This is a genomic window from Azospirillum sp. HJ39, assembly GCF_041507355.1.
GTDB classification, from domain to species: domain Bacteria; phylum Pseudomonadota; class Alphaproteobacteria; order Azospirillales; family Azospirillaceae; genus Azospirillum; species Azospirillum thiophilum.
Genome location: NZ_CP167909.1, coordinates 154,412 through 180,846, shown reverse-complemented (window position 1 = coordinate 180,846; position 26,435 = coordinate 154,412). Strand labels below are relative to the sequence as shown.

Here is a 26,435-nt window from a genome sequence, read left to right as displayed (position 1 = left end):
AAGCCGGCCCCGGTGCGAACCGGGGCCGGCTTCTTCGCGTCGGCGTCGGGCTGCGTCACGCCGTCCGCAGCTTGCGGCGCTCCACGTCGGGCAGGAAGACGGTCAGCAGCCCGAGAAGCGGCAGGAACGAGCAGGCCGCATAGACGAAGCCGATGCCCTGCCAGTCTGCCAGAATGCCGAGCCCTGCCGCGCCGATCCCGGCCACGCCGAACGCCAGCCCGAAGAACAATCCCGACACCATGCCGACCCGGCCGGGAAGCAGTTCCTGCGCATAGACCACGATGGCCGGGAAGGCGGAGGCCAGCGCCAGCCCGATCACGGCGCTGAGAATGACCGTCGCCGTCAGGCCGACATAGGGCAGGGCTAGCGTGAAGGGCAAAATGCCGAGGATCGAAACCCAGATGACCGTCTTGCGGCCGATCCGGTCGCCGACCGGGCCGCCGATCACCGTTCCCGCTGCCACCGCCGCCAGGAAGACGAACAGGCAGAGCTGGGCATCCCCGGTGGACAGAGCGAAACGCTCCATCAGGTAGAAGGTGTAGTAGCTGGTGATGCTGGCCAGATAGACGTATTTGGAGACGATCAGGGCGATCAGGATGCCGACGGCCCGGGTGACCTGTCCGGCCGGCAGCCCGTCCTGCCTTGCGGTCGCGTGTCCGCTCCCCATGCGGGGTTTGACGTTCAGCCGCTGCCAGCTGCCCAGCCGGGCCAGCACGACCATGCCGGCGAGCGCGGTGATGGCGAACCAGCTGAGGCTGCCCTGGCCATGGGGCAGGATGATGAAGGCGGCCAGCAGCGGGCCGAGCGCGGAACCGAGGTTGCCGCCGACCTGGAACACGGACTGGGCCAGCCCATGGGCGCCGCCCGACGCCTGCCGCGCGATGCGCGACGCTTCCGGATGGAAGATGGACGAACCGAACCCCAGCAGCATTCCGCCGGCGAGCAGGGCCGGGAAGCCGGGCGCCCAGGCCAGGGTCAGAAGCCCGAGCAGGGTGGAGCCCATGCCGAAGACCAGCGAATAGGGCATCGGCTTGCGGTCGGTGAAAAGACCGACGAGCGGCTGCAGCAGCGATGCCGTCACCTGATAGGTGAAGGTGAGCAGGCCGAGCTGCGCGAAGCTGAGGCCGAACCCCTCCTTCAGGATCGGATAGATCGCCGGCAGCAGCGACTGGATCATGTCGTTGAGCAGATGGCAGGCGCTGATCGCGCCCAGGATGGAGAAAGCGGTCGTTCCGGTGCCCGGCCGGCTCAGGGTGGTCTCAGTCACGGGACTTGCCCTTTTGTATCCGTCGCGGGCACTTGGCCCGGCGGAGTTGCATCGAATGGACCGTAAGCCTACGGTCGTCGATGACGGCCCGCCACCGCGGTCAGGCCAGTTTCTTACGAGAATGGGCCATGGTCCTGAATCTCCGCATCGACGAGCTCGACTCCGTGCCGCGGCCGCTGATCGCCACCCGGCACGATTATCCGGACGGCGGCACCCTGCCGCTCCACCGCCACCGGCGGGGGCAGCTGATTTCCAGTGCCTGCGGCGTGCTGATCATGTCGACGCCGCAAGGGCGGTGGGTGGTGCCGCCCGATTTCGGCCTGTGGATCCCGCCCGGTGTCATGCATGAGGTGCGGATGATCGGGACGGTGACGACGCACAGCCTCTATCTGGAACCGGCATTTACGGACGGGATGCCGGATCGCTGCCAGGTGGTCGGCCTGTCCCCCTTCGTCCGCAGCCTGTTCTGCCGGGCGATGGAGGTTCCGGTGGACTATGATCCGGACAGCCATGGCGGTGCGGTGATGGCGCTGCTCCGGTACGAGATGCGGCATCTGCCGGCCCAGCCGCTGTCCGTTCCCTTCCCGACCAACCCGGCGCTGGCCGATCGGTGCAGACGCTTCCTGCGCGAGCCGGCGGTGCATGAGACGATCGAGCAATGGTGCGAGGGGCTGGGCGTCAGCCGGCGCGCCTTTACCCGGCTGTTCCGGCGCGAGACCGGGCTCAGTTTCCTCGAATGGCGCCAGCAGGCTTGCCTTGCCGCCGCCCTGCCGCGGCTGGTGGCCGGTGAGACCGTCACGACGGTCGCCATCGACCTCGGTTATGACAATCCGGCGGCCTTCACGGCGATGTTCAAGCGGGTGCTCGGCTCGTCGCCGCGGGCCTATTTCAAGGGTGGCGCCTGACCTCCGCTTTTGATGCGGCCACCGTTGATGTCGCCCTGGGGCAGCCCCATCTGGCACTGCACCAAACGGAAGGTTCGACAGGAATGCGCAATCCCTACTGGCAGGGTCCCCGGTCCCACAATTTCGATGGCGTGCGTTTCTTCAATCCCGGCGAACCGGAGACCGACCGTACGCTTGCCCAGGTCCTTCGATGGAAGTTCGCCCGGCAATCGGTCAAGTGGCCCGACAGGGTCGCGGTCGATCCGGTGGTGCCGGAACCCAGTGTCGAGGGGCTTCGCGTCACGGTGGTCGGGCATGCGACGGTCCTGATCCAGGCTGCGGGGCTCAACATCCTGACCGATCCGGTCTGGTCGACGCGCGCAAGCCCGTTGCGGTACGTCGGTCCGAAGCGGGTGACCGCGCCGGGAATCGAGTTCGACCATCTGCCGAGGATCGATGCGGTCCTTCTGTCGCACAACCACTACGACCATCTCGACCTGGATACCCTGCGGCGCCTCCATCACCGCGATGCGCCGCTGATCGTGACGCCGCTCGGCAACGACACGATCGTCCGGCGGCATCTGCGCGGGGCGAGGACCGTGGCGGGCGATTGGTGGGACAGCTTCGGGCTCGGGCAGGATGCGGAGGTCCATATCGTGCCCGCCGTCCATTGGTCGTCGCGGACGCTCCGCGACCGGCGGATGGCGCTGTGGGGCGGGTTCGTCCTGCGCACGCGCAGCGGGGTGCTATGCTTCACCGGCGACACCGGCTATGGCAGTGGAAGCGTCTTCAAGGCCATCCGGGACCGGCTGGGGCCCAGCGACCTCGCGCTCGTCCCCATCGGCGCCTATATGCCGCGCTGGTTCATGGCCGCGCAGCATTGCGATCCGGACGAGGCATTGCAGATCATGCTCGATCTCGACACGCGGAAGGCCGTCGGCATTCATTGGGGCACCTTCGACCTGACCGACGAGGGAAGGGAGGAGCCGCCCGAACGGCTTCGGGCCGCGCTGGCCCGGCATGGCATCGACCCGGGCCGGTTCGAGATCGGCTTTCCCGGTGCGGTCGTCAGCACCTGACCATCGCGAAGGCGGCCTCACTCGGCAGGATGGGAGGCCATCGCCTGCCGGAGGACCGTCACAATCCGTGGATCGTCCGATTGCGCGACGTTGAAGCGCAGGAAGGCCGCGGCGGTCTGCGAGACGCTGAACACGTTGCCGGGTGCCAGGACGACGTCCTGCTCGACGGCCTTGCGGGCAATCGCGGCGGAATCGAGGCCGTCGGGCAGCCGGCACCAGAGGTAGAAGCCGCCGCGCGGCATCAGCCAGGGCCGGATGCCGAGGGGCTCCAGTCGGGCCGCCGTTTCACGTCTTGCCCGGTCCAGGCGGCGGCGCAACTCGTCCATGTGCTTGCGGTAGCCGCCCTCCGCCAGAACGCCGGCGATCAGCTCCGCCGCGACCGGGCTCGGTCCGCCGAAGCTGGTCGCCACCTGGAGATCGAGCAGGCCTTCGATCCAATCCGCCCGTGCCGCGATGTAGCCGCAGCGGATCGAGGCGGACAGGGTCTTCGAGAAGCTGCCGATCCGGATGACGCGGTCGAGGCCGTCGAGCACGGCGAGACGCGGCGATGGCCCCGGCTCGAAATCGGCGAAGATGTCGTCCTCGACGATCGTCAGGTCATGGGCCGCAGCCGCGCGCAAAAGCCTGTGGGCGGTCTGCGGCGAGAGGCTGGCGCCGGTCGGGTTGTGGAGCGCCGAATTGGTGATGTAGAGGCGCGGCCGTTCCGTGGCCAGCGCCGTCTCGTAGGCCGCCATGTCGGGTCCGGAAGGCGTGTAGGGCACGCCGACGATCCGGACCCGATGCGCCCGGAGCAGCGCCTGGAAATTGAAGTAGCAGGGATCGTCGATCAGCACCGTGTCGCCGGGGCTCAGCAGGAAGCGGCAGACCAGATCGGTCGCCTGCGTTCCCGATCCGGTCAGCAACAGCTGTTCGGGCGATGCGTCGATGCCTTCCTCGGCGAACCGTCCGAGCAGGAGCCGGCGCAGGGCCGGCGAACCGCGCGTCCCGCCGTAATCGGTGAGCGTCGCATCCTCACCCCGCGCCAGCGTCCGGACGGCCCGGCGCAGCGGCGCGGTCGGCATCCAGTCCGCGGGCAGCCAGCCGCAGCCGGGCTTCAGGACCGCGGGATCGGCGTCGAGCGATTGCCGCGACACCCAGAAAGGATCGACGGCCCGGTCCTGCCGCTGTCCCGTCTGTGCCAGCGTCATCGGCGACGAGGCGGTGCCGGCGACATAGAAGCCGGAGCCGCGCCGGGCACGGATCAGCCCCTCGGCCGCGAGGCGGTCATAGGCCTCGACCACCGTGGACGGCGACACGCCCATCGTCGCGGCGAAGCTGCGGATCGACGGCAGCCGGTCGCCGGACGCCAGGGCGCGGTTCGACACCTTCATCCGGATGGCCGCCATCACCGCGCCCGTGCGCGTATCCCGTTCGTCCGACATTGGTTCACCGGAAATTGTATTGATTGTCGTAGGCATACAGTTCTGCAGAATTGTACTGTACTGTCTCTGTTTCCGCCAGCCATCGGTGCCTAGACTCGCTCTCCTGGAAACGAGGGCAACGGATCGGACGCATGGACGGGGCAGCGGGTGGATTGGGCAGGGGCTTCGGCAAGGGGCTGGGCAGCGGCCTGTTGGGGGTCATCATCTTCAGCGGCTCTCTGCCGGCGACGCGGGTCGCCGTCGGGGACTTTCCACCGCTGTTCCTGACCTCGGCCCGTGCCCTGATCGCGGCGCTTCTCGGGGCGGTCTTCCTCGCCGCGCTCCGTCAGGTGAAGCCGGCGCGCGCAGACCTCCGCTCGCTTGCGGTGGTCGCCGTTGGCGTCGTGGTCGGCTTTCCGCTGCTGACGGCGCTCGCACTCCGGCATGTCACCTCGGCCCACTCCCTCGTCTTCATCGGCCTGCTGCCGCTGTCGACCGCCCTCTTCGGCGTGCTGCGCGGCGGCGAACGGCCCAAGCCGGTGTTCTGGCTGTTCTCGGGCCTGGGTGCCGCGACAATCGCAGGCTTCGCCCTCCTCACCGGCGACGGAGGATCGCTCACCGGCGACCTGCTGATGGTGGCGGCGATCCTGCTGTGCGGGCTGGGATATGCGGAGGGGGCGACGCTTTCACGTCGGCTCGGCGGCTGGCAGGTCATCTCCTGGGCCCTGCTGCTGGCTCTGCCGGCCATGGCCGCCGTGGCGCTGGTGACCAGGCCGGACAGCTGGGCCGGGATCGGCGCTCCGGCCTGGCTCGGTCTCGCCTATGTGTCGATCTTCAGCATGCTGCTCGGCTTCGTCTTCTGGTATCGCGGGCTCGCGCTCGGCGGCATCGCCGGTGTCGGGCAATTGCAATTGCTTCAGCCCTTCTTCGGCCTGGCGCTGGCGGCCCTGCTGCTGCATGAGCCGGTCGCCTGGACGATGATCGCGGCGGCGGGGGTGGTCGTCCTCTGCGTCGCCGGAGCCAAGCGGTTCGCCTGAAAGCCCGCGCGGGGCCCGTTCAGCCGGTTGTGCCGCTTCCGGGCCGGAGACAATCGTCGAAGCCGGGAAGCTGCCACGGTCCGCCAAGATCGGCGTTGCGCAGGAGAAGCACCAGCTCGTCGCGCGACCGGGTGACGGCGGTGTAGAGCCAGCGCCATCTGTGTTCCCGGAACGCCGCCGAATCGTCGACGACGGTGACGGATGGGAACTCCGACCCCTGGGAGGCATGGCATGTGATCAGCCATGCCCAGTCATAGAGCTGGATATCCTTTCCCACCCGCGGTTGGGCCGTTCCCTCGGTGTAGTGGGCCTGGAACATCCAGGGATGCACGATCAGCTTGCTGCGCGGCCGGACTTCGTCCTCCATCTGCACGCCCAGCGACCACAGCCCGGCATCGCTGCCCCGGGCTTCGGTCGCCGGCCTCGTCAGCGAGCCGATCATCCCGTTGAAGAGCCCCTCGTCCTTCTGGTTGCGCCGGCAGATGACGCGTTCGCCGGCCTGGGGCATGACGGAGTCATGACCGAGCAGAGCGCGCATCCTCTTCGTATAGGTGGTGCGGACACGGTGCGTGCCGCAGATCGCCTGCGTCGAGGGCCGCATCACCAGGGCCTGCGTGCGGTGTTCCAGGGGGAGGACATGAACCTTGCCGACCGAGCCGAACCGGCGGGGCAACTGCTGGCGGCGCAACAGATGGGCGAGCCGGATGACCGGGCTTTCCCTGGCGGTGCGGTGAGGCTCGGTCAGGCGGAAATCGGGCTCCCCGGCGGTGAACAGGCCTTGACCGGACACCGGCGGCAACTGGTAGTCGTCGGCGATCACCAGGATCTTCTTGTCGGTCCGGAGAAGGTCGCGTGCCACGTCGTCACCCACCATCGACCCCTCGTCGCAGACGATGAGATCGGCGTCGGCCAGCGGCCCGTCATTCCGCCGGGCGAAATACAGGTCGCCGGTGTCGCCGTCCTTGCGCGGGGCGTAGAGAAGCGAGTGCAGCGTCGCCGCACCCTCGATGCCTTTCTGGCGCAACACCTGCGCAGCCTTTCCGGTCGGTGCGCCGATGGCGTAGTCCCTCAACCGCCGGCGCTCCTGCAGATGGTCGAGCACGAAGGCCGTGGTCTTGCTCTTCCCCGTTCCGGCCTCGCCGGCAAGCCAGAAGACCTGCGGGGCCTGGTCGTCCATATACCAGGCGTCGATCGCCTGGATGGCGCGATGCTGCTCGTCGGTCGGCGTATCGGAAGACATGGATCCAACTGGTATCGATTCATGGTTGGGGGCACCCTACTTTGGCAGCCTTTCTCCGGTCCATAGGCCGTGTGCCCGCTGGCTGCCAGATTCCGCGGTTCGGCGCCGGCGCCCCTTGGAAAAAATGTGGTTACGTTCCAACCAGATAAGGAACCACGCCGCATGTAGGAAAACTACATATCAGTTGTTCAGGCTTGGAATCTGGCATGTCTGAATGGCGGTGCTCTTCCCTGTGAGAAATCCGAAACCCTTGGTGCGTCGTCTGATCCAAATCAAATGTAAGGTCAAGTGGTATGACCAGCCTTGTCGTCCGACCGGGAAGTAGGTAGGTTTCCTACATACCGCAGGAGCCGCAATGGCGCGCCGCTGGCGCGTTGCATCGGGTTCCGGGCCAAGGCGCCGGCCATATGGCGACACCCGACGGGAGACGCCCGATCATGGTTACGACTGTCAATACCCTTGCCGACCTGAACGCCCTGATCGGCCGCGTGAAGGCGGCGCAGCGGCTCTTCGCCGAATTTCCGCAGGAGAAGGTCGATCTGATCTTCCGCAGCGCCGCGCTGGCCGCCGCGAATGCCCGCATCCCGCTCGCCAAGATGGCGGTGGAGGAGACCGGCATGGGCGTGATGGAAGACAAGGTCATCAAGAACCATTTCGCTGCCGAGTACATCTACAACAAGTACAAGGACGAGAAGACCTGCGGGGTGCTGTCGGAGGACCGCGACGCCGGCATCATGACTATCGCCGAGCCGGTCGGGCTGATCTGCGGCATCGTTCCCACCACCAACCCGACCTCCACCGCCATCTTCAAGGCGCTGATCGCGCTGAAGACCCGCAACGGCCTCGTCATTTCCCCCCATCCCCGCGCCCGCAAATCGACCTGCGAGGCGGCCCGACTGGTGCTGGCCGCCGCGGTCGAGGCCGGTGCGCCCGACGACATCATCGGCTGGATCGATACGCCGTCGCTGGAGCTGTCCAACGCGGTGATGCACCATCCCGACATCAACCTGATCCTGGCCACCGGCGGACCGGGCATGGTCAAGGCGGCCTATTCGTCGGGCAAGCCGGCCATCGGCGTCGGCGCCGGCAACACGCCGGCGGTGATCGACGAGCATGCCGACATCAAGCGCGCCGTCGCCTCCATCCTGATGTCCAAGACCTTCGACAACGGCGTGGTCTGTGCGTCCGAACAGTCGGCGGTGGTGGTCGACGCCGTCTATGACGCGGTGCGCGACCGTTTCGCCCACCATGGCGGCTACATCCTCTCGGCCAGTGAGGCGGAGGCGGTGCGCAAGGTGCTGCTGGTCGACGGCCATCTGAACGCCGACATCGTCGGCCAGCCCGCCCACGCCATCGCCGCGCTCGCCGGCCTCAGCGTTCCGGCATCGACCAAGGTGCTGATCGCCGAGGTCACCGACATCGACGAGGCGGAAGCCTTCGCCCATGAAAAGCTGTCGCCCACCCTGGCGCTCTACCGCGCCAAGGACTTCATGGAGGCCTGCGACAAGGCGGCGGCGCTGGTGGCGCTGGGCGGCATCGGCCACACTTCGGCGCTCTACACCGACCAGGACCAGCAGGGCGAGCGCATCCGCCATTTCGGCGACAAGATGAAGACCGCCCGCATCCTGATCAACACGCCGTCCTCGCATGGCGGCATCGGCGACCTCTACAATTTCCGGCTGGCGCCGTCGCTGACGCTGGGCTGCGGGTCGTGGGGCGGCAACTCGATCTCCGAGAATGTCGGGCCGCAGCATCTGATCAACAAGAAGACGGTGGCCAAGCGGGCGGAAAACATGCTGTGGCATAAACTTCCCAAGTCGATCTACTTCCGCCGCGGCTGCCTGCCCTTCGCCTTGGAGGAGTTGCGCGGCAAGAAGCGCTGCCTGATCGTCACCGACCGTTTCCTGTTCGAGAACGGTTATGTCAACGACAGCGTGCGCATGCTGAAGTCGCTGGGGCTGGAGGTCGAAACCTTCTTCGAGGTCAGTGCCGATCCGACGCTGGCGGTGGTGCGCAAGGGCGTGGCCTTGGCGAACGCCTTCCAGCCCGACGTCATCCTGGCGCTGGGCGGCGGCTCGCCGATGGATGCGGCCAAGATCATCTGGGTGATGTACGAGGCGCCCGAGGTGGCGTTCGAGGATCTGGCCCTGCGCTTCATGGACATCCGCAAGCGCATCTACACCTTCCCCAAGCTGGGGGTGAAGGCGCAACTGGTGGCGGTGCCGACCACGTCCGGCACGGGATCGGAGGTGACGCCCTTCGCGGTGGTCACCGACGAGCGCACCGGCACCAAATACCCGATCGCCGACTATGAGCTGACGCCGACGATGGCGATCGTCGACGCCAATCTGGTGATGGACATGCCCAAGGGGCTGACGGCGGCCGGCGGCATCGACGCGGTGACCCATGCGCTGGAGGCCTATGTCTCGGTCGTCGCCAACGAGTATTCGGACGGCCAGGCCCTGCAAGCGCTGAAGCTGCTGAAGGAGCATCTGCCGTCCGCCTACCGCAACGGCGCCCGCGATCCCAAGGCGCGCGAACTGGTGCACAATGCCGCGACGCTGGCCGGCATCGCCTTCGCCAACGCCTTCCTCGGGGTCTGCCATTCGATGGCACACAAGCTGGGGGCTGAGTTCCACCTGCCGCACGGCATCGCCAACGCGCTGCTGATCGCCAACGTGATCCGCTACAACGCGGCGGACATCCCGACCAAGCAGACGGCGTTCAGCCAGTATGACCGGCCGAAGGGGGTGGCGCGCTACGCCGAGATCGCCCGCCATCTGGAGCTGGGGGGCAGCCGCGACCATGAGCGGGTCGAGAAGCTGATCGGCTGGGTCGAGGAGATGAAGCGGGCGCTGGAGATTCCCGCATCGATCCAGGCGGCCGGCGTGCCGGAAGCGGCCTTCCTCGCCAGGGTCGACGCGATTGCCGAGGCCGCCTTCGACGATCAATGCACCGGCGCCAACCCGCGCTACCCGCTGGTCGCCGAGATCAGGCAACTGCTGCTCGACAGCTATTACGGGCGCGCCTATGTCGAGCCGTCGGGCCAGGCCCAGGCCCAGAACCCGGGCGTGACGAAGCCGGCCCCGCGCAAGGAACCGGCGCTCGCCAAATGACCCGACATGGAGAGGGGGCCGGTCATCCCGGTCCCCCTCTCCGCTGTCTTGCCCCGCTCAGATTTCCCGCCGGCTCATCTGCTCCGCGATGTGGTCGGCCTGGCGGATCGCCAGTGCGACGATGGTCAGGGTCGGGTTCTCCGACGCTCCGCTGGTGAACTGGCTGCCGTCGGACACGAACAGGTTCTTGATGTCGTGCGCCTGCCCCCATTTGTTGACGACGCCGTCCCGCGCATTGGCGCTCATGCGGTTGGTGCCGAGATTGTGGGTGGAGGGGTAGGGCGGCGTGTGGATGGTCCTGACCGCACCCACCGCGTCGTAGACGGCCGACCCGCGGCCATAGGCGTGCGTGCGCATGGCGATGTCGTTGGGATGATCGTCGAAATTTACGTTCGGAATGGGCAGGCCGAACTTGTCCTTTTCGGTGGCGTGCAGCGTGATCCGGTTGGTTTCGCGCGGCATGTCCTCCCCCACCAGCCACATGCCGGCGATATGGTCGTAGGCGTCGAGCGCCGAGCTGAAATCGCGGCCCCAGGCGCCGGGATCGAGGAAGGCGGCCATGAAGGGCACGCCGAGGGACAGCGTCTCCATCTCGTAGCCGCCGACGAAGCCGCGCGTCGGGTCGAAACGGGATTCGTCCTTGATGATTCCGGCCATGGTGGTGCCCCGGTACATGTGCACCGGCCGGTCGAACACTCCATAGACCGAGCCGGTCATGTGCCGCATGTAGTTGCGCCCGACCTGGCCGGACGAGTTCGCCAGCCCGTCCGGGAACATGGTGGATGCCGAGTTCAGCAGCAGGCGCGGGCTTTCGATGGAATTGCCGGCGACCGCGACGATGCGGGCCTTCTGCCGCTGCATGGCGCCGGTGCCGTCGGCATAGAGCACCGCGCTGACCCGGCCCTTGGCGTCATGCTCGATTTTCAGCACCTGGGAGTTCGGCCGGACCTCCAGGTTGCCGGTCGCCTCGCCCTTGGGGATCTCGGTGTAGAGGGTGGACCATTTCGCACCCGACTTGCAGCCCTGGAAACAGAAGCCGATCTGCTGGCAGGGGCCGCGGCCGTCGCGCGGCTTGCTGTTGATCGACATGTTGCCGGTGTGGAACTCGGAATAGCCCAGCTTCTTGGCGCCGGCCGCCAGCACCTTGTAATTGTTGTTGCCGGGCAGGCGCGGGATGCCGTTGGTGCCGGTCGTTCCCATCTTGGATTCGGCCTTGGCGTAATAGGGCTCCATCTCCGCCAGGGTCACAGGCCAGTCGAGCAGGTTGGCCCCCTCCACCGCGCCGTAGGTGGTGCGTGCCTTGAACTCGTGCTCCTGGAAGCGGAGCGAGGCGCCGGCCCAATGGACGGTGGAGCCGCCCACCGCCTTGACGATCCATGCCGGCAGGTTGGGGAAATCCTTCGCCACCCGCCAGCCGCCCGACGTGGTGCGCTTGTCGAGCCATGAGATCTGCGAGAAGCTCTTCCACTCGTCATTCACGAAGTCCTGGATCTCATGGCGTCCACCGGCCTCCAGGCAGACGACCTTGATGCCTTTCTGTGCCAACTCGTTCGCCAGCGTGCCGCCGCCGGCACCCGACCCGATCACCACCACCACGCCGTCGTCGTCCAGTCCGAATTTCGCAGCCATTCCTCGGTCCTCCCCTAGGGGCGTTCATTGCGCGTTCATTGAGGCAGATCGACGGGCCGCTCAGGCGTCCTTGATCCAGTCGAGATCGTCGAAGCCGCGGTGGATGTAGCCGCCATACTCGGCCGACGCGCCTTCGTAGCCGAGCTTCGCCCATACCTCCGGCTGGTTGTAGAGGGCGACCACCATGTCGCCGCGCACCTTGCGGAAGAACGGGGTGGCTTCGATGGATTTCAGCACCGCGACGCGGTCCGCCTCGGCCGGAATCGCGGCGTAAGGGGTTTTGCGGAGCTTGCGGGCGGCGGCGTCGAGTTCGGTGGCGCCCTGGTTCAACTGACCTGCCAGGGTTGCGTCCTTGGCCGCCGCCTGGTCCATGGAGGCCAGCGCCTTTTCGTAATAGGCGTCGCCGAGACGGTCGTGCGGATAGAGGTCGCGCACCATGACGAGCAGGGTCTTGGCCGCGTCGGGCTTGATGACGCTCAGTGCCTCGGCCCAGGCCGGGGGCGCCGCCATCGAGACCATGCCGCCCGAAACCGCGCCCGCCGCGGCAACCGACGCCGCGGAGCTTTTCAGGAAATTCCGTCTGTTGATCCGTGTCCGTTTGTCGAGAACGCGCATGATCGACGTCTCCTTCCCATGGTTTGTGGTTCTTGATGCCGTGTAGGCGGTCAGCGTTGGGGGGTCAGCGGTAGCGGCCGTGGCGCTGCAGGACCTCGGTCTTGTAACCGTCCGGATCCGTGACGAAGAAGAAGCGGGCCAGCAGCGCGCCGCCGGGCGCGAACTCCTTCACCGGTGTCACCGGAAAGCCCAGTGCCGAGAGCCGGGTGTGTTCGCGGTCGAGATCGTCCACCGCCACCGCCATGTGCCCGTAGCCGTCGCCGTGCGTGTAGGGGGCGGCTCGGTCATGGTTGACGGTCAGCTCGAGTTCGACGTCATTCTCGGCGTTGCGCAGGTAGATCAAGGTGAAGCCGTCGAAGGCCAGCCGGTCGGCCGGTTCCAGCCCGAAGGCCTTTGCATAGAAGTCCAGCGACCGCTGTTCGTCGAGGACGCGCACCATCATGTGGATGATCTTGGCCATGGTGATTCCTGCGATTGCGTTGACGGGGCGGCGTCACCGGGTGGCGCTGCTTTCCAGGAAATCGACGATGCTCCGGCGGACGCTGTCGTCGTCCTGGCGGTAGTTCATGTAGCTGCCGGGAACGAACGCGTTGGAGTTCGCCAGCCAACGCTCCAGATGGCCGGCATCCCAGGCGAATCCGGCCCCACGCAGCGCGTCCGAGTACTCGAAGCCGTCCGCCGTTCCGGCCTTGCGGCCGATGACCCCGTACAGTGGCGGGCCGGCGCGCGGCCCATCGTCCTTCTTCACCGAATGGCAGGTGCCGCATTGCTGCCGGAACAGCGTTTCGCCTTCCGCGGCCGCGGATTTCCGGGTGAGGGGCGAGAACGGTATCGACAAAAGGAGCAGCAGCATCGCCAGGCGGCGCGGCGACAGTCTCGCATGCCTCATCTTTTCAAATTCCTTCCGAAGCCTGTGTCGGCGCCTCCGCATCTCATCCGCAGACCGGCCGGGACGGCGCCGTCGAAAGGAAAAAGCAAGCGTCATGCCATCATTCGGGCCGAGGGCTGCGGTCATGATGGATGGCCCGTTTCACTGCACCGCACCGGCACCGGCCGTCTCGACTGTCTCGTTTCGAGACATCGTCCCGCGACATATCGTCCCATATCGAGACAGTAAGAGACGCAAACAATTTGCGAAATCCGAATGGCCGGCACCGCTTGGCGGATTGGCATGGACATTGCTTTACAGGATGGACGATGTGGCCGCCCCGGTTCGGCGGACGCAAGCGGACTGAAGTCGGCGGCTTTTAAAAGCGGCACTGCGCCGTCGGCGCCATTTCCGCCGATCCCGCCGACAAGACCCTTCAGGCCCGGTCACCGGATCAACTTCATCAAAATCATGGGGAGAGACGACATGCCGGATGGATTGACGCTGAACAAGATCACCAGCCAGAAAGGCATCGGCATCACGGAGGCGGCACGGCGTGTCGCCGATCTCGGCTGGACGCCGTCCTACGTCAAGGAGGCGATGGCCTTTCCGACCGACTACAAGATTTCCAAGGCACCGCGCGACCCGATGAAGCAGGTCTTGCGCTCCTACTTCCCGATGCAGGAGGAGAAGGACAACCGGGTCTACGGTGCGCTGGACGCAGCGCTGCGCGGGGACATGTTCCGCAATGTCGAGCCGCGCTGGATCGAATGGATGAAGCTGTTCCTGGCGATCATCCCCTTCCCGGAGATCTCGGCCGCGCGGTCGATGGCGACGCTGGGGCAACTGGCGCCCGGCGACGACCTGCGCACCGGCTTCACCATGCAGATGATCGACGAGTTCCGGCACTCGACGATCCAGATGAACCTCAAGAAATGGTACATGGAGAACTATATCGACCCGGCCGGGTTCGACATCACCGAGAAGGCGTTCGGCAAATGCTACGCCACCACCATCGGCCGGCAGTTCGGCGAGGCCTTCCTGACCGGTGACGCCATCACCGCGTCGAACATCTACCTGCAGGTCGTGGCCGAGACCGCCTTCACCAACACGCTGTTCGTCGCCATGCCGTCGGAGGCGGCGCGCAACGGCGACTATGCCCTGCCGACCGTCTTCCTGTCGGTGCAGAGCGACGAATCCCGCCACATCGGCAACGGCCATTCCATGCTGATGTCGGTGCTGAAGGAGCCCGACAACCATCTGCTGCTGGAACGCGACATCCGCTATTCCTTCTGGCAGAACCACATGATCGTCGATGCCGCCATCGGCACGATCATCGAATACGGCACCAAGCACCGCGACAAGAACAAGGAATCCTACGCCGAGCTGTGGCACCGCTGGATCTTCGAGGATTACTACCGCACCTACATGCTGCCGCTGGAGAAGTACGGCATCAAGATCCACCACGACGACGTTCACGAAGCCTTCGACAGCATCGTCAAGAAAAACTACGTCCACAAGATCGCGCAATTCTTCTCGGCCGGCTGGTGGGCCAATTTCTGGCGCATCGAAGCGATGACCGAACGCGACTTCGAGTGGTTCGAGAGCAAATATCCGGGCTGGTACGACGAGTTCGGCGTCTGGTGGGAGAACTACGCCAAGCTCAGCAAGCCCGGCAGCGTGCCGATCACCTTTGCCGACACAGGCTATGTCTATCCGCACCGCTGCTGGTCGAGCCTGGTTCCCTGCGTGATCCGCGAGGATTTCCAGGTCGACGAGGTGGACGGCGAGCTCTACACCTACGCCTCCGAGGTCGACCGCTGGACCCACAAGGAGGCCTTCGCGGCCGAATACCAGGGCCGCCCGACCCCGGCCATGGGCCGCTTCTCCGGCCGGCGCCAGTGGGAGGAGGTCTATGACGGCTGGGATCTCGCCGACGCGATCCAGGACATGGGCTTCGTCCGTCCCGACGGGAAGACGCTGGTCGCCCAGCCGCATCTGTCCTTCGAGGAGAAGGACATGTGGACGCTGGACCATGTGCGCGGCCACACGATCCGCAGCCCGCTGCTGGCTCTGCGCGAGATGAGCCCGGACCAGCGCAAGGCCCATGTGGACGAGTACCGCAAGGGCTTCAAAATCCGCCGGGTCTGATTCCCAGCCTCACCTCTGGGGCCACCCCCTTTCCCACCGGAAAGGGGGACGGGGATCCCATGCGGACATCACCGCGGAGATCGACAGACCATGACCGCACAAGCGCTGCAGAACAGCCCGGCCGTGCACACCGTCCGGCTGGAGCCGGTTGGCATCGAAATGGAGGTCGCGGAAGGGGAAACCATCCTCGACGCGGCCTTCCGCCAAGGCGTCTCGCTGATGCATGGCTGCAAGGAGGGGCAATGCTCCGCCTGCAAATGCCTGCTGATCGACGGCGACGTCGAGATGCTGAAATACTCCACCTTCGCGCTCTCCGATCCGGAGCGCGACAGCAACCACATCCTGCTGTGCCGCTCGCTGGCCTACAGCGACGTGTCGGTGGAACTGCTGAACTACGACGAGGATCTGCTGTCCCGCTCCATCCCGGTGAAGGACTTCATCGCCCGGCTGGCCGGGGTCGAGGCGCTGACCCACGACATCGTGGCGATCACGCTGGAGCTCGACCAGCCGATGAAGTTCTGGGCCGGCCAGTATGTCGACATCACGCTGCCCGGCGCCGGCATCACCCGGTCCTTCTCGATGGGCAACCCGCCGGAGGATGGCGGACTGCTGGAGTTCATCATCAAGAAATATCCGGACGGCGCCTTCTCGCGGCAGTTGGACAGCGGTCTTTCCCTTGGCGACCGGGTGGCCGTCCGCGGCCCCTACGGCAGCTGCTTCCGGCGCGAGGGGCGGGACGGGCCGATGATCCTGGTGGGCGGCGGGTCGGGCATGGCGCCGCTGCTGTCGATCCTGCGCGATCAGGCCGCCAGCGGCGAGACGCGGCCGGTGCGCTTCTTCTACGGCGCCCGCAGCCGCCGCGACCTGTTCCATCTCGATCTGTTCGAGGAGTTCGCCCGCCGGCTGCCCGATTTCGCCTTCATCCCCGCCTTGTCGCATGCCGAGGACGGCGATGGCTGGGCCGGGGAGGCCGGCTTCGTCCATGAGGTGCTGCGCCGGCACCTGTCCGCCATGCCGGACGTGGAAGAGGCCGATGTCTTCTCCTGCGGGCCGCCGCCGATGATCGATGCGGTCCTGCCGGTCCTGCAGATGGCCGGCGTCGATTCCGCACGCGTCTATTTCGACAAATTCACCCCCGCCACCCGCTGAGCCGGGCCGGAGAATCAAGGGCCGCAAACCAAGGGAGGAACGACGATGACCATGCAGGATACCGCATCCGCGTCCGCCGCCGCCGGAGCCAAGGTCTTTCCAGGCTCCGACAGCCGCCGCTACAACTACTTCGAGCCGAAGGGCCGCAAGGCGACCCATTACGAGGACGTGACGGTCGACGTCCAGCCCGATCCGGAGCGCTACCTGCTCCAGAACTGGATCATCTCCTTCGGCGACGGGACGCCGACCTATTCCAAGGACTGGACCGCGCTGAAATGCACGGACTGGCACGGCTTCCGCGCTCCCGACCAGGAATGGGAACGCACCCATTACCAGCGCCAGTCGACCATCGTCGGCATGATCCAGAACGTCGTCGAGAACGCTCGGCGTGCGGGCGCGCCCCAGCGCTTCGACAAGGCGTGGGTCACCGTGCTCCAGAACCATGTCGGCGCCTTCAAGCATGCCGAATACGGGCTGGGCACGGCGCTGATGCGGGCGCAGCGCTACGGCTACACCCAGATGGTCAACAACGCCATCCTGACCAACGCCTCCTACAAGCTGCGCTTCGCCCAGGATCTCACGCTCTATCTGGCGGAAGTCGGCAGCGATATCGGAGGGTTCGACCTGGATGCCGGCAAGGCGCACTGGCTGGACGACCCGATCTGGCAGCCCTGCCGCGAGGCGGTCGAGCATATCCGCGCCGCGACCGATTTCCTGGAGCAGTATTTCGCCGTCAACCTCGTCTTCGAACCGCTGGTCGGCGAGCTGTTCCGCAGCGGCTTCGTCATGCAGGTGGCCGCCGCCCAGAACGACTTCTCAACCCCGTCGGTCATCTCGGCGGCGGAAGCCGACTACGAGCGCAACCTCGCCAACGCGGTGGAGCTGTTCGCCCTGCTGCTGCGCGACCCGGCCCATGGCGAGGCGAACCGCGACATGCTGCAAAGCTGGTTCGCCCACCATGGCGGGCTGGCGATGAAGGCGGCGTTGCAACTGCAACCGCTGTGGTCGCTGCCGCGGGTCAAGGCGGCGGGCTTCGCCGACGCCTTCGAGCGGGCGCGCAACCGGGTGGCCGCCATCGGGCGCGAGGTCGGCATCGACGCCGACCTGCCGGCCCTGCCGCCGGTGGAGGCGGTGCAGGCGGCTGCTCAGGTCACCACTCCGGTTGCCGGGGCCGCGGCCGAGTGACCCTTCCCGTTCCACCCCGTCGGCTTCCGTCATGAGAGGACAAGAACCATGAGCGTGACCACCGTGCAGCAGCTGTTCAAGCCGCTGAAGGACATCACCCAGGACAGCACCATCTCCCACCAGTGCGGCGTGACCATGAACGACAGCGTCGAGGCGCGCTGCATCGCCGAGGTGATGGAGAGCAAGCCGGGGATCACCGTCACCTATCTGCCGGCGATGATCCGCATCGACGGCGAAGGCAAGATCGAGTTCAGGATGAGCGAGATCGGCGAGGCGCTGGGACGCGAGATGACCCCGCACATCTTCGAGATCTCCACCTCCACCCATTATGGCCGCATGGTGATGATCGACGAGGATACGGTCGTCCTCTTCGGCAACATGGACGACGCGCTCGCCTACGAATGAGCGCAGGGGCGGGGACCGCTCGGGTCCGGCGGACCCCGCCTCCTTTTTCCAGAATTGCAGAACCAGGAACGGGAGGAAACGACGCCATGCCGAAGATGATGCTGCACCATGCCGAGGCGCGGGCCGCGCTGGCGCGCGGGGTCGGGAAACTGGCGCTGGCGGTACGCGGCACCTTGGGGCCGAAGGGCACCAACGCGATCATCGACCGCCCCATCGGCACGCCGATGATCTCGCGCGACGGGGTCAGCATCGCCGCGGAGATCGAACTGCCCTGCCGCTTCGAGAACATGGGCGCTCAGGTGGTGCGCGAGGTGTCGAAGCAGACCAACGACGTGGCCGGCGACGGCACCACCACCGCGACGGTGCTGGCCGACGCGCTGATCCAGGACGGCGTCGCCGTGCTTGCCGATGGCGATGGTTCTGGCCATGGCTCGGTCGAGCTGATCGGCGGGATGGACCGCGCCTGCGGCTTCGTCGTCGACCGGCTCCGCGGCATGGCCCGGCCGCTGGAGAGCCACGCGGGGCTGGAACAGGTGGCGACCGTCGCCGCGACCGAGCCGGCGCTGGGGCAACTGGTGGCCGATGCGCTGCGCCGGGTCGGGACGGATGGGGTGATCGACATCGAGTACGGCCAGCCGGGCGCGCCGACGGCACTGCATGTGCTGGAGGGCATGGTGCTCGACCGCGGCTTCCTGTCCCATCACATGGCGACCGAGCCGACCGGCCAAACGGCGGTGCTGGAGCGGCCGTACATCCTGCTGACAGACCACAAGATCGCCGATCCGGACCCGGTCCTGCGCCTGATCGACCGCATCGCCGCCGCCCGGCGTCCGCTGCTGATCGTCGCCGACAGCGTGGCGCCGGAGGTGGTGGCGGTGCTGATGGCGCTGCGCCGCGACGGCCGCGCCACCGTGGTGGCGATCAACCCGCCGGAATTCGGGCACTGGCGTCAGGCGACGATGGACGACATCGCAATCCTGACCGGCGGTCGCGTGGTCGCCCGCGACCTGGGCGGACGCCTCGACAGCGTGACGGCGGAGGATCTGGGAAGCGCCGACCGGGTCGAGGTGTCCGCCGCCCGCACCTCCATCCTGCGCGGCCATGGCCGGGCCGATGCGTTGGCGGCCCGCCGGGCGCTGGTCCGGACCCAGTGGGAGGAGGCGCCGCCCAACATCGAACGGGACAAGCTGTCCCAGCGGCTGGCGAAGCTGACGCAGGGCACCGCCTTGATCGAGGTCGGCGGTGCGACGCCGGTGGAGCAGAAGCGGACCGCGCAGCTTCTGGAGGATTCGCTCGCCGCCGCCCGCGCCGCCCTGGCGGAAGGGGTGGTGCCCGGCGGCGGCACGGCGCTGGCCCGCATCGCTCCGCAGCTCGACCGGCTGGCCGAGGATGTCGGGGAGGGAGAACGCGCCGGGGTGCGGCTGGTGCAGCGGGCATTGCTGCACCCCCTGATGTGCATCGCCGGGAATGGCGGCGTCGACGGTCGCGGCGTCGCAACCCGTGTCGCGGAATTGCCCGATGGCGCGGGATTCGATGCCCGGACCGGCCGCTTCGGCGACCTGTTCGCCGCCGGGATCATCGACCCGGTGAAGGTCACCGCCCTGGCCTTGCAGAACGCGGTGTCGGTCGCCAAGCTGGTCCTGACCACCCATACCCTGATCGCCGACATCCCCGACGATACCGATCCCACCGCCGGTCCGGCCCGCGGCGGCGGAATGGAACGGTATGGGCGGACTTGAGCCGTCCGTCGCCGCCCCTCTTCGCCGCCCCTGCCGGCGCGAGCATCCCTCCACCTTCGGGGAAAGGAGCAAGGAAAAAGGCCATAGAGTATTCCGCTACTACCGCTCCCGCTTCTGTTCGGCTTATGATTTTCTATACGAACAATTCGGCATGCCGAGCATATGGGGCGAGCCTCTGCATCCGGACCAAAGCACAATCGGCGCACGGGGAAGCAACCGCGGAAGACGCCGGGTAGCAGGGAGGGGACTGTGTTGGCCAATGAAGAGGTCGGCATCGGCCGTCGGGCCGTTGCCTCGTCCGGTCCCGCCCTCCACGCGCTGGTGGAGGGTGAAACGGCGACGATGAAGGCGTGGGAGGATTTCCTGTCCGGATCCAGACGCGAGAACCTGCCGGTTCGCGACGTGGTGATCCGGTCCTGGGCACGGTGCCAGAGCTTCCTGGTCGATGCGCGGGCAGGGGCGGCCCCGGTTGTCGGCAGGGACCAGATCGAAGCCCTGCGCCGCGACAACCGCGATCTGCTCCAGGCGGCGGCCACGACGCTGGCGGAGGCGGCCGACCTGCTGGCCGGAACCCGGACGGTGATGCTGATCACCGATGCCGGCGGGGTGGTGCTGGAGGCCGCCGGCGACCGCACGACGCTGAATGCGGCGCGCGACATCAGCCTGGGCTGCGGCGGCCATTGGAGCGAGAGCTGTGCCGGCACCAACGGCATCGGCACGGCGCTTGCCTCCAAACAGCCGGTGATGGTCCAGGCGGCCGAGCATTACTGTGCCGGCATCAAGGGGTGGAGCTGTGCCGGCGCACCGATCCACGATCCGGTCGACGGATCGGTCGTCGGGCTGCTCGACATCTCCGGGCTGAAGCAGGGCTTCAGCGGGCAGGCGCTTGCACTGGCCGTGGTTGCCGCCCGGCAGGTCGAATGGAACCTCGCCCGCCAGACCGAGGCGGAGCATGTGCGCCTCCTGGAGGCCTGCCTGGAGGACAGCCAGAAATATGCGGGCGAGGGGCTGATCGCGCTGGATGCCCGTGGCCGCCTCCTCTATGCCAGCCGCAAGGCCGCGCATCTGCTGAAGGCCAGCCTCGGGTCGGAGCTGCCGCAGCTGAGCCGTGGGACGAGGCTGCCCATTGCCGGAAGCGGGGCGGGAGCCGGGGACGCGACGACCGGCCGGCTGCCGGTTCCGGCCGACTGGGTCAGGCCGCTGATGCTCGACGGCGAACGGCGGGGCACGCTGCTGGTCATTCCCGGAACGGCGTCCGCCCGGCCGACGCCCGGTCGCCGGCCGGCTGCCGATGAGTCCGACCAGGCGCGCTCGCGTTTTGCCGACATCGTCGGGGGCAGCGACAGCCTGCGCGCGGTGATCGGACAGGGGGAGCGGCTTGCGCCTCTGCCGGTTCCCATCCTGATCGAGGGTGAGACCGGGGTGGGCAAGGAACTGTTCGCGCGCGCCATCCACGGTCACAGCATGGTGGCCGGCGGTCCTTTCGTGCCGTTCAACTGCGGCGCCGTCTCCCGCGAGATGCTGGGCAGCGAGCTGTTCGGCTATGTGCGCGGCGCCTTCACCGGGGCGGCGGCCGAGGGGCGGGCGGGCCGCTTCGAGCTGGCGGATGGCGGGACCCTGTGCCTCGACGAAATCGGCGAACTGCCGCTGGACCTTCAGCCCTATCTGCTGCGGGTCCTGGAGGAGGGCGTGCTGTACCGGATCGGCGACGGCACGCCGCGCCGGGTCTCGGTCCGGCTGCTCGCCATGACCAACCGGAACTTGCGGCAGGAGGTGGCCGCCGGCCGGTTCCGGCGGGATCTGTACCACCGTCTTGCCGTGACCGCCCTGCGGGTGCCGCCGCTGCGGGAGCGTCAGGGCGACGTGCCGCGTCTGATCGCCCATTTCAACGGCCAGCTCGCCGCCCGCCATGGGCGCGGACCCGTCCGCTTCACGGCCGAGGCGTTCGAGCGGCTGCACCGGTATGATTGGCCCGGCAATGTGCGGGAACTGAGGAATCTGGTCGAGCGCGCGGTTCTGCTCTCCACCGGCGGCATTGTCGGCATCGACGATCTTCCCGAGGAGTTGCGCGACGCCTGCGGCACCGCGGCGGCCGACAGCTGGCCCTTGCGGAGCCCGGCGATGCCGCTCGGCATGTCCGGAGCGATTTCCGGCGCCATGCCGCCGTCGGTCGTGTCCCCCATATCTCCGTCCCCCATATCTCCCATGTCCTTGACGGTGACCGAGCAGCGCACCATCGAGGACGTGATCGCGGCGACCGGTGGCAATCTCTCCGACGCCGCGATGGTGCTCGGTATTTCCCGAAGCACGCTTTACCGGAAAATGAGCCAGCACGGCATCAGGCGAACGACGGCCGGCAAGACGCGGGACGACCGGACGGGGATGGGCGGCGTCGTCGGCCAAGCCTGACACCGGCCCCCGACACCGGCCTGGAGCATGAAGTAGACCTTGTTCGAAGGGGAGCCGAGGCATGTGCCGGATCTTCGTCAACACCGATCCGATCCTTTACGAGGCGCGATCCCGATCGGTGCGCATCCACGGCATGGTCACCAGCATCCGGCTGGAGAACTTGTTCTGGACTGTCCTGTCGGACATCGCCGCGGAACAGGGGACCACGACCAACCGCCTGATCGTCACCCTCCATGACGAGGTCGTGGAGGCCCATGGCGCCGTGCAGAATCTGGCATCCTTCCTGCGCGTCAGCTGCGCGCGCTATCTGAGCATGACGGCAGGCGAGCCGTTGCCCGACGAGGTGCGCACGAAGGCCGGCTCGACGGGTGAGGCGATGACAGGCGGCGCATCCGTCATCGCCCTGTGGCGGGACCGTTCTCCGTCGGACAGGGCGTGAGGGCTGCAATCGGCGGGTCCGGGATCGGTCGTCCCGCCATGCGGGCGGCGACGCGGGAGACCGCCTGCGGATTGATGTCCGCGGTCCGCTCCCCCCCGCACAGCGCGCCGCGGAAGCCGAGATAATCGGGCGACAGCGCCAGCAGGGCCGGGATATCCGCGACCCGCAGCGACCCTGCCAGCCCCGTCAGCAAGCCGAGCGAGCGTGTGCAGGTCACGAACGCCGCGAGCTGTGCATCCGGCCAATGGTGGCGGAGGCCATGGCGCTTTCCCGCCGTGTCGAGCATTGCTCCGGCAAAGCCGGCGGCCGCGATCCTGTCGATCGGCAGGCAGCCGGGGTCGGTCGGCCACAGGTCGGCAAAGAGCACGGCGATCAGCCGGCTTCCTGTCGCCGTCAGCGGCGCCAGCGCATCGATGCATCGATCCGGAGCCCCCTCGGGCGCGAAGCCGATCTTCACGAAATCGACCCCGGTCTCAGCGACGCGCCGCACTGCCGGCAGAACGATATCGGGCTTCATCGGATGGTCGCCGATGGTGGCGCTGAGCCTCGGGCGTCCGGGCAGGAGCGTCAGATCGCGCACCGTCGCGGCGATGTGCTCGACCGGCCAAGCCCCCAACGCTCCGGCGGCAGGGTCCTTCAGATCCAGGATGTCGGGTGCTGCCGGCAGGATCCGGGCGATTTCGACGTCGTTCGCGACGCTGGCAAGCCAACCTGTCATGGGTTCTCCCCTGCGCGATGTGCGGCGATGCGGTCCATCAGCCAGCCCCACGCCTCCAACTCGCGCGGGCCGGCGGTCTTGCCGATGGCGATGGACAGATAGCCGATCTCCTGACCGATCTTGTCGGCGGGCAGCATGTGCAGCCGGCTGGCCAGGATGGCCGCCTCGATCACCGCCGCCTGCGCCCGGTTGAAGCCGCGGAAACGGGCATGTGCCGCGACATGGACGGTGCGGCAGAGGAAGCGCGGGCGCAGCGGGTCGTCCAGAACCTCCACGACCGCGACCTCTTCATGGGCCAGACAGCCGGCGAGGCGCGGCGCATCGACCCGTTCGGCCGGGACGGTCGGCCAATCGCGGCGATGTCCGCTGATGCAACCGGCGAAGACCCGCACGTCGTCGGTATGGTTGACGACGGCACAGCGCCGGGCGAGCAGGTTGTCCAGCGTTCGCGATGGCCGGAACGGGGCAAGCACCATCCGTTCGCCGTCCTGGTCCGGCTCGATCGTCACCCCCATCGGCGCCACATGGGGCCGCCCATCGGCGTCGGCGGTCGTGACGATGGTTTCGCGGATCAGGGGCATCGTCTGGTCGGGCCCTCGGCTTGGAAACCGGCCTGATCGCCAGCCTCCTCGCGGGTCGGGGCGTCGGTCGCGACACCCCAGCGCAACGCGCTGTCCTGGGCATAGCGCTTGCCGAGCTGCCACGCGATCTGCGCCCGTGCCAACTCCACCCCCAGGTAGAAGGCGTGGCCGGCGTCGGTTCCCGGATCGAGCCGGGGGAACAGGTCGAACGGATCGGTGGCAAGGTGGTGGCCGGCGCGGTTGTAGAGATGGATGCCCTCCGCGCTGACTTCGATGCGGTAATTGGGGTCGCGGATCTGCGTGGCGGTTTCGGCGATCTGTTCGGCGCTGCGGACGAAGGGCCGGCGGTCGCGCAGGCACAGCAGCCCGCTGCCGAAGCCGCGCGGCATGCTCCGTGCCTCGCGGGCTGCGAAGAACTGGCGCCGTGCCGCGTCGAATTCGCGGATGGCGCGTCGGCAATGCGGGCTGACCTGCACCGCCAGGACGTTGGCGATGCGCAGCTCCGAGACCACGCCCATCAATACCGCGGTGACGCCCGGCGTATCGGCGTCGGTCAACTCGGTCACGTTGCCGATCCCCATCAGCATCTCGGCGTCCGGCCAGCGCTCCCGCACCGTCCGGTAGCGCAGCAGGGAGTCGGTGAAGCCGTGATGGATCGGCTCCAGGATCGGATCGACCAGGAAACGGCGCCCCCGGTGGCTCATGCGGTCGATGGCGCGGGCGAGGCTGTCGAGGTCCTGCGGTGTGGCCGGGATCAGCACCGGCACGGCATCGCCCTCTTCGGCGAGGTGGAGCGTCTCCTCGGTCAGGCTGAGCAGATAGTCGGCGCCGGCCCTGTTGGCCCGGCGCAACTCGCCCGCATCCAGGGAATCGAGGCTGACGGCGAAGCCGGCGCCATGCAGGGCGGTGACCGCCTCCTCCAGATGGGGAAAGGGAGTATCGGGCAGGCAGCCGAGATCGATGACGTCGGCCCCCTCGGCCCGCAGTTCGGCTGCCTTGGCGAGGATGGCGCCGGTATCGCGGGACGGCGCGTCGACGATCTCGGCGAAGATACGGGTGTCGTGGCGGCTGAGGTCGAGCGGGCGGGCCTGCCGTTGGAAGAACTGCGGCAGATCCTCGAGCTCGTCGGGGCCGCGCTCGAACCTCGTGCCGAAATGTGCGGCGAGGAGGTCGAGATCGCCGCGGAAACGACCCGGCAACAGAACCAGATCGGCACCGCGTACGGAGTCCAGCCGCCGCATGACGATCTCCGTGGTGGCGAGGGCGGCGACCTTGACACCGAGATTGACGATCCCCGCCTCGAAGGGCAGGGGATGGAGCGAGTCCAGGACCTGACGCAGCCGATCCTCCGCCAGGGAGCCGGTCAGGAAGAGAATGTGCCGGGCCATGCCGCCTCCGGTTCCCGCACCGCAGACTTCTTAACCGGTAGCAGCAGCGTGCCGGCCGGCGGACCGCCGCGCAGGTCCGCGGCGAACAAAGGCAGGTCGTCGCACCCGACGCAGCGGACCTCTGCCGACAGGCGTCCCATGCGCTTTGGCAGGACCGGGTCGATCACGCCGATCCGCGACAGCGCCAGCGCGTCTGCCGTTTCCGCCGGCAGCGGAACCGATTTCACCAGCACCAGCCGTTCCGCTCCCAGCCGCTCCGCCAGCCATGCCGCGAGCGTGTCGGAGGTGACGTCCCAGCTTTCCTCGACATCCGCCTCGGCTGCCAGCGTCGACGGCAGCCAGACCGCGGCACCCGGCGCCGCCTCCATGTCGGCGACCGTCCGCGCCGGGACCAGCCCCGGCTCCAGGTCGAGCAGTGCCAGCCCATATTGCTCCATGCCCAGGATCGCCATGCGATGCGCCGCCCGCGCGCCATAGCCGAGCACCGGTTGCGCGTGGCGGACGGCGTCGGCGAAGGGGCCGCCGCCGGGAACGATGACGATGCGCCGTGTCCGTTCGGCCGCAAGATGGGAAAGCCAGGGGCGGAGGGCGTCGCCGTTCCACAGGCTGCCGCCCAGCTTGACGATCCAGGGTCCGTTCATTGCGTCACCGCCCGCGTGCCGGTCAACACCACGCCGACACCGGTCGCCCGCGGGACGATTTCCAGCTTTTCCACCTGCACGCGGGCGGAAACCGCCTGTGGCGGCGACAGGCACAGCGCCAGCAGTTTCTCGGCCAGCACCTCCAGCAACTGGATGTGGGGGCTTCGCGCGAAGGCCTCGACACCGTGGATCAGGTATTCGTAGGAGACGACGGCGTCGAGATCGTCGACGAAGGGCCGGTTCGGCACCTCCACGGTGACGGCCAGGTTGACGCGCACGCGCTGGGTTCCGGTCTTCTCATGGTCCCAGACGCCGATGCGGAAGTCGCCGACATAATCGTGCAGTACCAGATCGTAGCGGCGCATTGCGGTATTGGTGGGGGCGGCATTGGTGGGGGCGGCGTTGGCGGGCGCCGCCGGCCGCAGGACGTTCATGATGGTGCGGTAGCCGCTCTGGGTATCGTCCGGCATGTCCCGATCCTCTTTGCCACCTGCC

Annotated in this window: 23 protein-coding genes; 11 read left to right on the top strand and 12 right to left on the bottom strand. The window is 67.5% G+C overall.

From position 1 onward, the window contains the following. Window positions 1-55 precede the first annotated feature (55 nt). Window positions 56-1,267, bottom strand: coding sequence for an MFS transporter (locus tag ABMY26_RS08275; protein ID WP_372395804.1), 1,212 nt, complete (start codon window positions 1,265-1,267; stop codon window positions 56-58). A 128-nt stretch (window positions 1,268-1,395) separates the two neighbouring features. On the opposite strand from ABMY26_RS08275, the gene ABMY26_RS08270 reads away from it, so the two are divergent. Together ABMY26_RS08270 and ABMY26_RS08265 are read left to right on the top strand one after the other, a co-directional pair. Next, the gene (locus ABMY26_RS08270) at window positions 1,396-2,172 is read left to right on the top strand and encodes a helix-turn-helix domain-containing protein (RefSeq protein WP_372395803.1); all 777 of its coding nucleotides are present in this window, start codon (window positions 1,396-1,398) and stop codon (window positions 2,170-2,172) included. A gap of 83 nt (window positions 2,173-2,255) precedes the next feature. Then, window positions 2,256-3,230, top strand: a complete 975-nt coding sequence (locus ABMY26_RS08265; RefSeq protein ID WP_372395802.1) for an MBL fold metallo-hydrolase — start codon at window positions 2,256-2,258, stop codon at window positions 3,228-3,230. A gap of 17 nt (window positions 3,231-3,247) precedes the next feature. On the opposite strand, the gene ABMY26_RS08260 is transcribed toward ABMY26_RS08265, so the two are convergent. Further along, complete coding sequence (locus ABMY26_RS08260) at window positions 3,248-4,651, bottom strand: PLP-dependent aminotransferase family protein (RefSeq protein ID WP_372395801.1); 1,404 nt, start codon at window positions 4,649-4,651, stop codon at window positions 3,248-3,250. Window positions 4,652-4,782: 131 nt separating this feature from the next. Between ABMY26_RS08260 and ABMY26_RS08255 the strand changes: the two genes are divergently transcribed. Then, window positions 4,783-5,667, top strand: coding sequence for a DMT family transporter (locus ABMY26_RS08255; protein WP_372395800.1), 885 nt, complete (start codon window positions 4,783-4,785; stop codon window positions 5,665-5,667). Between the two features lie 19 nt (window positions 5,668-5,686). Here ABMY26_RS08255 and ABMY26_RS08250 read toward each other — a convergent pair whose 3' ends face one another. Then, window positions 5,687-6,907 carry an ATP-dependent RecD-like DNA helicase gene (locus tag ABMY26_RS08250; RefSeq protein WP_372395799.1) on the bottom strand — a complete coding sequence of 407 codons (1,221 nt, stop codon included), beginning with the start codon at window positions 6,905-6,907 and terminating at the stop codon, window positions 5,687-5,689. Window positions 6,908-7,314: 407 nt separating this feature from the next. Between ABMY26_RS08250 and adhE the strand changes: the two genes are divergently transcribed. Continuing rightward, on the top strand, window positions 7,315-10,023 hold the full coding sequence (gene adhE, locus ABMY26_RS08245) for a bifunctional acetaldehyde-CoA/alcohol dehydrogenase (protein ID WP_372395798.1): 2,709 nt from the start codon (window positions 7,315-7,317) through the stop codon (window positions 10,021-10,023). 57 nt (window positions 10,024-10,080) lie between these two features. Here adhE and ABMY26_RS08240 read toward each other — a convergent pair whose 3' ends face one another. The 4 genes from ABMY26_RS08240 to ABMY26_RS08225 form a co-directional block, all read right to left on the bottom strand. After that, window positions 10,081-11,652 (bottom strand): GMC family oxidoreductase, encoded by a 1,572-nt coding sequence (locus ABMY26_RS08240; RefSeq protein ID WP_372395797.1) that lies wholly within the window; start codon window positions 11,650-11,652, stop codon window positions 10,081-10,083. A 60-nt stretch (window positions 11,653-11,712) separates the two neighbouring features. Further along, on the bottom strand, window positions 11,713-12,267 hold the full coding sequence (locus tag ABMY26_RS08235) for a twin-arginine translocation signal domain-containing protein (RefSeq protein ID WP_372395796.1): 555 nt from the start codon (window positions 12,265-12,267) through the stop codon (window positions 11,713-11,715). 64 nt (window positions 12,268-12,331) lie between these two features. Then, entirely contained in the window at window positions 12,332-12,727 is a 396-nt protein-coding gene (locus ABMY26_RS08230; RefSeq protein WP_372395795.1) for a VOC family protein, read from the bottom strand. Window positions 12,728-12,760: 33 nt separating this feature from the next. Continuing rightward, on the bottom strand, window positions 12,761-13,156 hold the full coding sequence (locus ABMY26_RS08225; protein WP_372395794.1) for a cytochrome c family protein: 396 nt from the start codon (window positions 13,154-13,156) through the stop codon (window positions 12,761-12,763). 465 nt (window positions 13,157-13,621) lie between these two features. On the opposite strand from ABMY26_RS08225, the gene ABMY26_RS08220 reads away from it, so the two are divergent. The 7 genes from ABMY26_RS08220 to ABMY26_RS08190 all read left to right on the top strand — a co-directional run bounded on the left by ABMY26_RS08220 (window position 13,622) and on the right by ABMY26_RS08190 (window position 22,612). Next, window positions 13,622-15,286, top strand: a complete 1,665-nt coding sequence (locus tag ABMY26_RS08220) for an aromatic/alkene/methane monooxygenase hydroxylase/oxygenase subunit alpha (RefSeq protein ID WP_372395793.1) — start codon at window positions 13,622-13,624, stop codon at window positions 15,284-15,286. A 90-nt stretch (window positions 15,287-15,376) separates the two neighbouring features. Then, window positions 15,377-16,435 carry an NADH:ubiquinone reductase (Na(+)-transporting) subunit F gene (locus ABMY26_RS08215; protein ID WP_372395792.1) on the top strand — a complete coding sequence of 353 codons (1,059 nt, stop codon included), beginning with the start codon at window positions 15,377-15,379 and terminating at the stop codon, window positions 16,433-16,435. Window positions 16,436-16,480: 45 nt separating this feature from the next. Beyond that, a complete protein-coding gene (locus tag ABMY26_RS08210) occupies window positions 16,481-17,620 on the top strand; it encodes an aromatic/alkene monooxygenase hydroxylase subunit beta (protein WP_372395791.1) in 1,140 nt (379 codons plus the stop codon). A 48-nt stretch (window positions 17,621-17,668) separates the two neighbouring features. Next, the gene (locus ABMY26_RS08205) at window positions 17,669-18,025 is read left to right on the top strand and encodes an MmoB/DmpM family protein (protein ID WP_045585854.1); all 357 of its coding nucleotides are present in this window, start codon (window positions 17,669-17,671) and stop codon (window positions 18,023-18,025) included. 86 nt (window positions 18,026-18,111) lie between these two features. Beyond that, on the top strand, window positions 18,112-19,764 hold the full coding sequence (locus tag ABMY26_RS08200) for a molecular chaperone GroEL (protein ID WP_372395790.1): 1,653 nt from the start codon (window positions 18,112-18,114) through the stop codon (window positions 19,762-19,764). 249 nt (window positions 19,765-20,013) lie between these two features. After that, complete coding sequence (locus ABMY26_RS08195; protein WP_372395789.1) at window positions 20,014-22,173, top strand: sigma-54-dependent Fis family transcriptional regulator; 2,160 nt, start codon at window positions 20,014-20,016, stop codon at window positions 22,171-22,173. A gap of 61 nt (window positions 22,174-22,234) precedes the next feature. Then, window positions 22,235-22,612 (top strand): ribbon-helix-helix domain-containing protein, encoded by a 378-nt coding sequence (locus tag ABMY26_RS08190; RefSeq protein ID WP_372395788.1) that lies wholly within the window; start codon window positions 22,235-22,237, stop codon window positions 22,610-22,612. On the opposite strand, the gene ABMY26_RS08185 is transcribed toward ABMY26_RS08190, so the two are convergent. The 5 genes from ABMY26_RS08185 to ABMY26_RS08165 are packed head-to-tail and all read right to left on the bottom strand — an operon-like array spanning window position 22,569 to window position 26,410. Then, window positions 22,569-23,330, bottom strand: a complete 762-nt coding sequence (locus tag ABMY26_RS08185) for a (5-formylfuran-3-yl)methyl phosphate synthase (RefSeq protein WP_372395787.1) — start codon at window positions 23,328-23,330, stop codon at window positions 22,569-22,571. The two genes, ABMY26_RS08190 and ABMY26_RS08185, sit on opposite strands and share 44 nt — an antisense overlap. Next, window positions 23,327-23,911, bottom strand: a complete 585-nt coding sequence (locus ABMY26_RS08180) for a DUF447 domain-containing protein (protein WP_372395786.1) — start codon at window positions 23,909-23,911, stop codon at window positions 23,327-23,329. The genes ABMY26_RS08185 and ABMY26_RS08180 overlap by 4 nt, the downstream gene beginning before the upstream one ends. Then, a complete protein-coding gene (locus ABMY26_RS08175) occupies window positions 23,902-25,299 on the bottom strand; it encodes a DUF6513 domain-containing protein (RefSeq protein ID WP_372395785.1) in 1,398 nt (465 codons plus the stop codon). Before ABMY26_RS08175 ends, ABMY26_RS08180 begins: the two co-directional genes overlap by 10 nt. Beyond that, window positions 25,275-25,940, bottom strand: a complete 666-nt coding sequence (locus tag ABMY26_RS08170; RefSeq protein ID WP_372395784.1) for an aspartate/glutamate/uridylate kinase — start codon at window positions 25,938-25,940, stop codon at window positions 25,275-25,277. Before ABMY26_RS08170 ends, ABMY26_RS08175 begins: the two co-directional genes overlap by 25 nt. After that, window positions 25,937-26,410 (bottom strand): dihydroneopterin aldolase, encoded by a 474-nt coding sequence (locus tag ABMY26_RS08165; protein WP_372395783.1) that lies wholly within the window; start codon window positions 26,408-26,410, stop codon window positions 25,937-25,939. The genes ABMY26_RS08170 and ABMY26_RS08165 overlap by 4 nt, the downstream gene beginning before the upstream one ends. Window positions 26,411-26,435: the final 25 nt, after the last annotated feature.

Excerpts from the sequence above, each read along its gene's own strand:
- ABMY26_RS08235 (WP_372395796.1), bottom strand. The coding sequence starts at position 12,267 with ATGCGCGTTCTCGACAAACGGACACGGATCAACAGACGGAATTTCCTG.
- ABMY26_RS08165 (WP_372395783.1), bottom strand. The coding sequence starts at position 26,410 with ATGCCGGACGATACCCAGAGCGGCTACCGCACCATCATGAACGTCCTG.
- ABMY26_RS08210 (WP_372395791.1), top strand. The coding sequence starts at position 16,481 with ATGACCATGCAGGATACCGCATCCGCGTCCGCCGCCGCCGGAGCCAAG.
- ABMY26_RS08230 (WP_372395795.1), bottom strand. The coding sequence starts at position 12,727 with ATGGCCAAGATCATCCACATGATGGTGCGCGTCCTCGACGAACAGCGG.
- ABMY26_RS08225 (WP_372395794.1), bottom strand. The coding sequence starts at position 13,156 with ATGAGGCATGCGAGACTGTCGCCGCGCCGCCTGGCGATGCTGCTGCTC.
- ABMY26_RS08270 (WP_372395803.1), top strand. The coding sequence starts at position 1,396 with ATGGTCCTGAATCTCCGCATCGACGAGCTCGACTCCGTGCCGCGGCCG.
- ABMY26_RS08190 (WP_372395788.1), top strand. The coding sequence starts at position 22,235 with ATGTGCCGGATCTTCGTCAACACCGATCCGATCCTTTACGAGGCGCGA.
- ABMY26_RS08180 (WP_372395786.1), bottom strand. The coding sequence starts at position 23,911 with ATGCCCCTGATCCGCGAAACCATCGTCACGACCGCCGACGCCGATGGG.
- ABMY26_RS08250 (WP_372395799.1), bottom strand. The coding sequence starts at position 6,907 with ATGTCTTCCGATACGCCGACCGACGAGCAGCATCGCGCCATCCAGGCG.
- ABMY26_RS08265 (WP_372395802.1), top strand. The coding sequence starts at position 2,256 with ATGCGCAATCCCTACTGGCAGGGTCCCCGGTCCCACAATTTCGATGGC.
- ABMY26_RS08175 (WP_372395785.1), bottom strand. The coding sequence starts at position 25,299 with ATGGCCCGGCACATTCTCTTCCTGACCGGCTCCCTGGCGGAGGATCGG.
- adhE (WP_372395798.1), top strand. The coding sequence starts at position 7,315 with ATGGCGACACCCGACGGGAGACGCCCGATCATGGTTACGACTGTCAAT.
- ABMY26_RS08260 (WP_372395801.1), bottom strand. The coding sequence starts at position 4,651 with ATGTCGGACGAACGGGATACGCGCACGGGCGCGGTGATGGCGGCCATC.
- ABMY26_RS08255 (WP_372395800.1), top strand. The coding sequence starts at position 4,783 with ATGGACGGGGCAGCGGGTGGATTGGGCAGGGGCTTCGGCAAGGGGCTG.
- ABMY26_RS08240 (WP_372395797.1), bottom strand. The coding sequence starts at position 11,652 with ATGGCTGCGAAATTCGGACTGGACGACGACGGCGTGGTGGTGGTGATC.
- ABMY26_RS08215 (WP_372395792.1), top strand. The coding sequence starts at position 15,377 with ATGACCGCACAAGCGCTGCAGAACAGCCCGGCCGTGCACACCGTCCGG.
- ABMY26_RS08170 (WP_372395784.1), bottom strand. The coding sequence starts at position 25,940 with ATGAACGGACCCTGGATCGTCAAGCTGGGCGGCAGCCTGTGGAACGGC.
- ABMY26_RS08200 (WP_372395790.1), top strand. The coding sequence starts at position 18,112 with ATGCCGAAGATGATGCTGCACCATGCCGAGGCGCGGGCCGCGCTGGCG.
- ABMY26_RS08205 (WP_045585854.1), top strand. The coding sequence starts at position 17,669 with ATGAGCGTGACCACCGTGCAGCAGCTGTTCAAGCCGCTGAAGGACATC.
- ABMY26_RS08185 (WP_372395787.1), bottom strand. The coding sequence starts at position 23,330 with ATGACAGGTTGGCTTGCCAGCGTCGCGAACGACGTCGAAATCGCCCGG.
- ABMY26_RS08220 (WP_372395793.1), top strand. The coding sequence starts at position 13,622 with ATGCCGGATGGATTGACGCTGAACAAGATCACCAGCCAGAAAGGCATC.